Source organism: Streptomyces sp. NPDC127084, assembly GCF_042724175.1.
Classification (GTDB): Bacteria; Actinomycetota; Actinomycetes; order Streptomycetales; family Streptomycetaceae; genus Streptomyces.
The window spans coordinates 1-7,822 of record NZ_JBHXFA010000232.1 but is presented as its reverse complement, the minus strand read 5'-3'; the positions used below and the strand labels follow the sequence as shown (position 1 = coordinate 7,822).

The 7,822-nt window shown below is 70.1% G+C and carries 4 protein-coding genes; 1 reads left to right on the top strand and 3 read right to left on the bottom strand.

Annotated features, from left to right (window positions below; genetic code table 11):
• The 3 genes from ACFWI9_RS31665 to dusB form a co-directional block, all read right to left on the bottom strand.
• Positions 1 to 1,099 (bottom strand): ArsR/SmtB family transcription factor (locus tag ACFWI9_RS31665; RefSeq protein WP_387167955.1); only part of this gene is annotated, 1,099 nt, incomplete at its 3' end.
• 653 nt (positions 1,100 to 1,752) lie between these two features.
• Positions 1,753 to 4,461: a pyruvate, phosphate dikinase gene (gene ppdK / locus ACFWI9_RS31660; RefSeq protein WP_387167954.1), complete on the bottom strand. Its 2,709-nt coding sequence runs from the start codon at positions 4,459 to 4,461 to the stop codon at positions 1,753 to 1,755.
• Positions 4,462 to 4,864: 403 nt separating this feature from the next.
• Positions 4,865 to 6,019, bottom strand: a complete 1,155-nt coding sequence (dusB, locus tag ACFWI9_RS31655; RefSeq protein WP_387167951.1) for a tRNA dihydrouridine synthase DusB — start codon at positions 6,017 to 6,019, stop codon at positions 4,865 to 4,867.
• A gap of 34 nt (positions 6,020 to 6,053) precedes the next feature.
• On the opposite strand from dusB, the gene ACFWI9_RS31650 reads away from it, so the two are divergent.
• Positions 6,054 to 7,514: an MFS transporter gene (locus ACFWI9_RS31650; protein ID WP_387167948.1), complete on the top strand. Its 1,461-nt coding sequence runs from the start codon at positions 6,054 to 6,056 to the stop codon at positions 7,512 to 7,514.
• The last annotated feature ends 308 nt before the right edge of the window (positions 7,515 to 7,822 follow it).

The window sequence follows — 7,822 nt, the reverse complement described above, 5'->3', positions numbered from 1 at the left end:
CGGCCGCCCCCCCCCCCCCCGGGGGCCCCGGGGGCCCCCGCCGCCCGGGGCGGGGTTGGGGGGCGGCCCCGGGGGGCCCCCCCCCCGTCGGCGCGGGAACCGGCGGACCCACCGGATCCCGCTGGGCACCGCCCCTCAGCAGCGCGGTGCCCAGCGGAGTCATCGAGTGCAGCACCGCGTTCCCGTTGCGCAGGGTGACCACCAGGCCGGCCTCCCTGAGGACGCAGGCATGCTGGCTGGCCGATGCCAGCGACACCCCTGCCCTGCGGGCGAGTTCGCTGGTCGTGCAGCCGTTGCCGATGGAGTGCAGCACGGCTGAGCGGGTGTGGCCCACGAGGCGGCCCAGTGAGACCCGGTCCCGTTCGGCGTCGGTGGCGGAGGGCGGGGCGGTGTGGGTGACGGGGTAGACCAGGATCGGTGGCAGCTCCCCGTCGCGCCGAACGACCGGGGCCCCGCGGCAGAAGTACGAGGGCTGGAGCAGCAGACCGCGGCCGTCGAGATGGATATCCCGGTCCACGGGGTAGTCCGCCTCCAGCACCGGGGCCCTCCAGCGCAGCATGGGCGGCAGGGAGGCGAGCAGTTCGGCCGCGCCGCCGTCGAGCAGCGCCCGGCCGCGCGCGGCCCGGTCGGCCTCCACGGCGGCCTGTATCTGGGCCCAGTACGGCTCGACCGCCGCCCGGTGGTAGCTGCGCAGCGCACCGATGAGCCTGGCCATGGGCTCCGGTTCGCCGTCGGCGAGCCCGGCGATCCGGGCCGGGAGCCCCGGCTGCGGGCGGTCGGCGGCGAGCAGCGCGAGCTCGGCGCGCAGCCGCCGTGCCGGAGTCGCCCGTACCGCTTCGATGCCCTCGTCGAGCCCCTCAAGGGCTTCGGGCGGGGTCAGGAAGTCCGGGAAATATCCACGGGGCGGCACCAGGGCGGCCAGCAGTCGTGTTTCACCATTCAACCTGGCGCGGGTTTCCGCGCGCCATTCCCCGAAGACCGAGGTGCCCCGGCGGTCCCGCAGCCGATGAAAGCTCAGAATCGTCTCCCACAAAACGTCCGGCCTGGCCGCCATCCTCACCCTCGCAAGGTCTTCGCCAGTGAAATGGATACGCAGCATGGACCCCCCACTGTTGCATCCGCAATCGTCCCAGCCATTGAGTATGCATGCAATCACAGGCCGTCACCACGGAGTTTCAGCCACAGTTGAAACGCAGTGCGGAGAACCGCACAACCCGAAAAGCTGTACGACGTCGGACGCGAAACCTTCGGGTACCGAGGGGCAAGGCAAAGACCGTGGGGGGCTTTCCCTGCCCGGCGGCGGTCAGCGGAGGTTGCGGCTCCGTGTCCGACATTGGTAATGGGGCGCGGCTGGTGGGTGGGGATCCGCTGGCCGCGCCCCGCCTGTTCTTTGCTCAACGAATGACGGGAATCAAACTCCCGTTAATGTCCACTACTGGCTCGCCGTTCAACAGTGGCGTACGCCACACATCATGGGGCGCGGTCGCGGCGCCAAGCGGGGCCGGATCAAGCCAAGTCGAGCCGGCAGGGCCCGCGCGTGATCCGAGTCGAGTCGGCATGAGCGTGGATCGAGCCGAAACCAGGGGCGAAGACGCCGACGGGCGGGAGCGGCACCTCCGCACAAGGTGCCTCTCCCGCCCGCCTCTTGGGCGCCGCGGCCATCGATGGGTCGGTGAGGGTGGTGAGGGTTGAGCCACCGACGGCCCCGGAGTTCTCAGCGGCCGGTCGCCTCCGACCGGTCACCGCCTGCCGTCAACGGCTGTCACTGCCCGAGGACTGAGCCGCCGCGCGACCCGCCTCCAGGCGCGCCACGGGGATCCGGAACGGTGAGCAGGACACGTAGTCCAGGCCCACCTCGTGGAAGAAGTGCACCGACTCGGGGTCGCCGCCGTGCTCGCCGCAGACGCCGAGCTTGAGGTCGGGGCGGGTGGCCCGGCCGGCCTCCACCGCGTTGCGTACGAGCGAGCCGACGCCGTCCTTGTCGATGGTCTCGAAGGGGCTGACGCCGAAGATGCCCTTCTCCAGGTACGCGGTGAAGAAGCTGGCCTCCACGTCGTCCCGGCTGAAGCCCCACACGGTCTGGGTGAGGTCGTTCGTGCCGAAGGAGAAGAACTCCGCGGCCTCGGCGATCTGACCGGCGGTCAGCGCGGCGCGCGGCAGCTCGATCATGGTGCCGAGGGCCAGCTTGAGCCCGATACCGGTGGCGGCCTCGACCTCCGCGATGACCTGCTCGGCCTCCTCGCGGACGATCTCCAGCTCCTGGACGGTGCCGACGAGCGGGATCATGATCTCGGCGCGCGGGTCGCCCTTGGCGTTCTTGCGCTCGGCCGCGGCCTCGGCGATCGCCCGCACCTGCATGGTGAACAGGCCGGGGATGACCAGGCCGAGGCGGACACCGCGCAGACCCAGCATCGGGTTCTGCTCGTGCAGCCGGTGCACGGCCTGGAGCAGGCGCAGGTCGTTCTCGTTGTGGTCCTTGCGGGCCTCGGCGAGGGCGACGCGCACCGACAGCTCGGTGATGTCCGGCAGGAACTCGTGCAGCGGCGGGTCGAGTAGCCGCACGGTCACCGGGAGACCGTCCATCGCCTCGAAGAGCTCGATGAAGTCCTTCTTCTGGAGCGGCAGCAGGGCCTTGAGGGCGTCCTCGCGCTCCGTCTCGGTGTCGGCGAGGATCAGCTTCTCGACCATCTCGCGGCGCTCGCCGAGGAACATGTGCTCGGTGCGGCAGAGGCCGATGCCCTGGGCGCCGAAGCGGCGGGCGCGCAGCGCGTCCTCCGCGTTGTCCGCGTTGGCGCGTACGCGCAGCCGGCGCACCCGGTCCGCGTAGGCCATGATCCGGTGCACGGCCTGGACCAGCTCGTCGGCGTCGTCGGCGCCCGCGTGCATCCGGCCCTCGAAGTACTCGACCACCGGGGAGGGCACGACCGGGACCTCGCCGAGGTACACCTTGCCGGTGGAGCCGTCGATGGAGACCACGTCGCCCTCTTCGACCACCGTGCCGTTGACGGTCATCCGGCGGCGCTTGGTGTCGACCTCGAGCTCCTCGGCACCGCAGACGCAGGTCTTGCCCATGCCGCGGGCGACCACGGCCGCGTGCGAGGTCTTGCCGCCGCGCGAGGTCAGGATGCCCTCGGCGGCGATCATGCCGTCCAGGTCGTCCGGGTTGGTCTCACGGCGGATCAGGATGACCTTCTCACCCGAGCGGGACCACTTGACGGCCGTGTAGGAGTCGAAGACGGCCTTGCCGACCGCCGCACCCGGCGAGGCGGCGATGCCCCGGCCCAGCTTCTCGACCTTGGCGGCCTCGTCGAAGCGGGGGAACATCAGCTGGGCGAGCTGGGCCCCGTTGACCCGCTGGAGCGCCTCGGCCTCGTCGATCAGGCCCTGGTCCACGAGCTGGGTGGCGATCCGGAAGGCGGCACCTGCGGTGCGCTTGCCGACGCGGGTCTGGAGCATCCAGAGCTGTCCACGCTCGATGGTGAACTCGATGTCGCACAGGTCCTTGTAGTGCGTTTCGAGCGTCTCCATGATCTGCATCAGCTGGTCGTACGACTTCTTGTCGATCGACTCCAGATCGGCGAGCGGCACGGTGTTGCGGATACCGGCGACGACGTCCTCGCCCTGGGCGTTCTGGAGGTAGTCGCCGTAGACGCCCTGGTGGCCGGATGCGGGGTCGCGGGTGAAGGCGACACCGGTGCCGGAGTCGGGGCCGAGGTTGCCGAACACCATGGAGCAGACGTTGACGGCGGTGCCGAGGTCGCCCGGGATGCGTTCCTGACGGCGGTAGAGCTTGGCGCGGTCAGTGTTCCAGGAGTCGAAGACGGCCTTGATGGCCAGGTCCATCTGCTCACGCGGGTCCTGGGGGAAGTCGCGGCCGGTCTCGGTCTTGACGACCTTCTTGAAGTGCTTGACCAGCTTCTTGAGGTCGGCGGCGTCGAGGTCGGTGTCGACGGAGACCTTCTTGGCGGCCTTGGCCTCCTCCAGTGCGTCCTCGAAGAGCTCGCCGTCGACGCCGAGGACGGTCTTGCCGAACATCTGGATGAGGCGGCGGTACGAGTCCCAGGCGAAGCGGTCGTCGCCCGCCTGCTTGGCCAGACCCTCGACGGACTTGTCGGAGAGCCCGATGTTGAGGACGGTGTCCATCATTCCGGGCATCGAGAACTTGGCGCCGGAACGCACGGACACGAGCAGCGGGTCGTCGGCCTGGCCGAGCTTCTTGCCCATCTTCTGCTCGAGGGCGTCGAGGTGCGCACTCACCTCGTCGCGCAGTGCGGCGGGCTCGTCGCCGCTTTCGAGGTAGACCTTGCAGGCCTCGGTGGTGATGGTGAAGCCCGGGGGGACGGGCAGCCCGAGATTGGTCATCTCGGCGAGGTTCGCGCCTTTGCCACCGAGGAGGTCCTTGAGGTCCTTGTTGCCTTCGGTGAAGTCGTAGACGAACTTCTGATCATTGTTTTCCGACACGGGTCTCGACTCCTCGAGGACTCGGTGGCTGCCCTGACGGCGAGGAACATACCCAGATCGAAGGTGTTTGGGTACGTGCACTTCTCCGTCAACGGGGCTTAACCACCCGTCCGCCAGCAGATCACAGGTTACTGACAGGTAGATGGCCGGACTGCGGCCCATTCACCCCTCGAAGGACGCTTGACTGAAAGTGGAGATTATCCGCTCAGATGAGCGCCCGATAGGGCACTTGAGTTCAACTCTTGAACACAAAAAGGGTGGCACTCAGTGCCACCCTTCTAAAGGTGCAGCCAATCTCCAACCGCTCATATGAGCGCCACCCCTATCAGAGGTGGCGAGGATCACGCCGCGATGAGTGGCTTGATCCCGCCATCCGGACGCCGATCCGGACGGTCCGGCCAGCTCAGCCGCCTGAGGTGTCCAGCTCCGCATCCTCACTCACACCCGCGCAGTCGTACGGGTCCTTCAGCCAGCCATCCGGCAGTACGACCCGATTGTTCCCGGATGTCCGCCCGCGCGGGCCGTCCGCGCCGACCGGCCATGGCTGGTCCAGATCCAACGCGCTCAGCTGAGCGCGCAGCTCGGCCAGCGACGAAGTCACCGCGAGCCTCTTGCGCATCTCCGAGCCCACCGCGAAGCCCTTGAGATACCAGGCGACATGCTTTCGGAAGTCGATGACGCCACGGGACTCGTCACCGATCCACTCCCCCAGCAGTTGCGCGTGCCGCACCATGACCTCCGCGACCTCGCGCAGCGTCGGCCGCGCGTACTGCCCGGTCCCCTCGAAGGCCGCCACCAGATCCCCGAACAGCCATGGCCGGCCGAGGCAGCCACGCCCCACGACCACACCGTCGCAGCCGGTCTCACGCATCATCCGCAGGGCGTCGTCGGCCGACCAGATGTCACCATTGCCGAGCACCGGGATCTCCGGGACATGCTGCTTGAGCCGGGCGATGGCATCCCAGTCCGCGGTGCCGCCGTAGTGCTGCGCCGCCGTACGCCCGTGCAGGGCGATGGCCGTGACACCCTCGTCCACGGCGATCCGGCCCGCGTCGAGGTAGGTGATGTGGTCGTCGTCGATACCCTTGCGCATCTTCATGGTCACCGGCAGGTCCCCGGCGTTGCCGACCGCCTCGTTCAGGATCGCCCGCAGCAGGTGCCGCTTGTACGGAAGCGCCGAGCCGCCGCCCTTGCGGGTGACCTTGGGGACCGGGCAGCCGAAGTTCAGGTCGATATGGTCGGCCAGGTCCTCGTCCACGATCATGCGCACGGCCTTGCCGACGGTGACCGGGTCCACCCCGTAGAGCTGGATCGAGCGCGGGGTCTCGGTCGCGTCGAAGTGGATGAGCTGCATCGTCTTCTCGTTGCGCTCGACCAGGGCCCGCGTGGTGATCATCTCGCTCACGAACAGCCCCTTGCCGCCGCTGAACTCGCGGCACAGCGTGCGGAAGGGGGCGTTGGTGATGCCCGCCATGGGGGCGAGCACGACCGGGGGCTGCACAGCGTGCGGCCCGATCGAGAGCTGGGGAAGCGTTGCCATTCGCCCATTGTCACCCATGACGAGATTCATTAGTTAGGCGTACTATGCACTCATGTCCGTGCCCGTGCCGACGTCCGCCCCGGGCCCTCGGCGGCGGCTGCTGATCCTGGCGATCTGCTGTACGAGCCTGCTGATAGTCAGCCTGGACGCCACCGTCCTCAATGTCGCCCTGCCGTCGATCCGCCGGGAACTGGGCACGAGCGTGACCGGCCTCCAGTGGATCATCGACGCCTACACCCTCGTCCTGGCGTCCCTGCTGGTGCTCGCGGGCTCCACCGCCGACCGGATCGGCCGCCGCAAGGTCTTCCTCACCGGTCTTGCCCTCTTCACCCTGGGCTCCGCCCTGTGCTCGCTCGCGCCCGACCTCCCGCTGCTCGTCGTCTTCCGCATGGTGCAGGCGGTGGGCGGCTCGATGCTCAACCCGGTCGCGATGTCGATCATCACCAACACGTTCACCGACCCACGGGAGCGCGCCCGCGCCATCGGCGCCTGGGGCGGGGTAGTCGGGATCTCGATGGCCGCAGGCCCGGTCGTCGGCGGGCTACTGGTCGGAACGGTCGGCTGGCGCTCCGTCTTCTGGCTCAACATCCCCGTCGGCCTCGTCGCGCTCCTCCTCACCTGGCGCTACGTCCCGGAGTCCCGTGCCCCCAAGCCCCGCAGGCCCGACCCGGTCGGACAGGTCCTCGTGATCGCGCTCCTCGGCTCGGTCACGTACGCGATCATCGAGGCGCCCAGCCAGGGAGCGGCCGTCCTCCCACTGGCCGGGGTCGCGGTCGCCGCCCTGGCCGGACTGCTGCTCTACGAGCCCCGGCGCGCGGAACCCCTCATCGACCTGCGCTTCTTCCGCTCGGCCCCGTTCAGCGGCGCCACGGTCATCGCGGTCAGCGCCTTCGCCGCGCTGAGCGGCTTCCTGTTCCTCAACACCCTCTACCTCCAGGGCACGCGCGGCCTTTCCCCGCTCGACGCGGGGCTGTACATGCTCCCGATGGCCGGGCTCACCTTCGTGTGCGCCCCGCTCTCCGGCCGTCTGGTCGGCGCCCGTGGCCCACGCCTCCCCCTGATCGTCGCCGGAGCGACGATGGCGGCGAGCGGGCTGCTCTTCGCCGCCTTCGCCGCGGAGTCGAGCACACCGCTGCTCTTCACCGCCTATGTGCTGTTCGGCCTCGGCTTCGGCACGGTCAACGCCCCCATCACCAACACGGCGGTCTCCGGGATGCCCCGCGCCCAGGCGGGCGTGGCCGCGGCCATCGCCTCGACCAGCCGCCAGACCGGCTCGACCCTCGGTGTCGCGGTCATCGGCTCGGTCCTGGCCGCCGGCACCAGCGCGACGGCTCCCGCCTCGACCTTCCTGGCGGCAAGCCGCCCGGCCTGGTGGATCATCACGGCCTGCGGCCTGGCAGTCCTCGCGGTGGGCGCGGCGACCAGCGGCGAGTGGGCCCGGGAGACGGCCCGGCGGACGGCGGAGCGGCTGGAGCGGACGGGGGCGCGAGTGGTGGCGCGCAGCGGGTCGTAGCCGAGCCGGGTGGTCGGCGCCCGCACCCGGTGGTGCCCGTTGCACGGGGTCGCCTGGTGCCCCGGTGTACCCCCGCCCCGTCCGGTGGGCCGGAGTGTCCGGCCTCAAACTCCCCCGGACTTCGTCCGGGAGGACCCCCATGCCAGGCTGGGTTTCCGGGGGTTGGCCGTCGCCGTGAGCGTGGCGCTGCTGACGCGGACGCGGACGGGGGGGGGGGGGCCCGCGCGCGGCGGGGGGAGGCCCCCCGGCGGGGGAGCGGCCGGCGGTCGCGGGGCGAGGTCTAGGGGGGAGGGGGTCGCCGCGCGCTC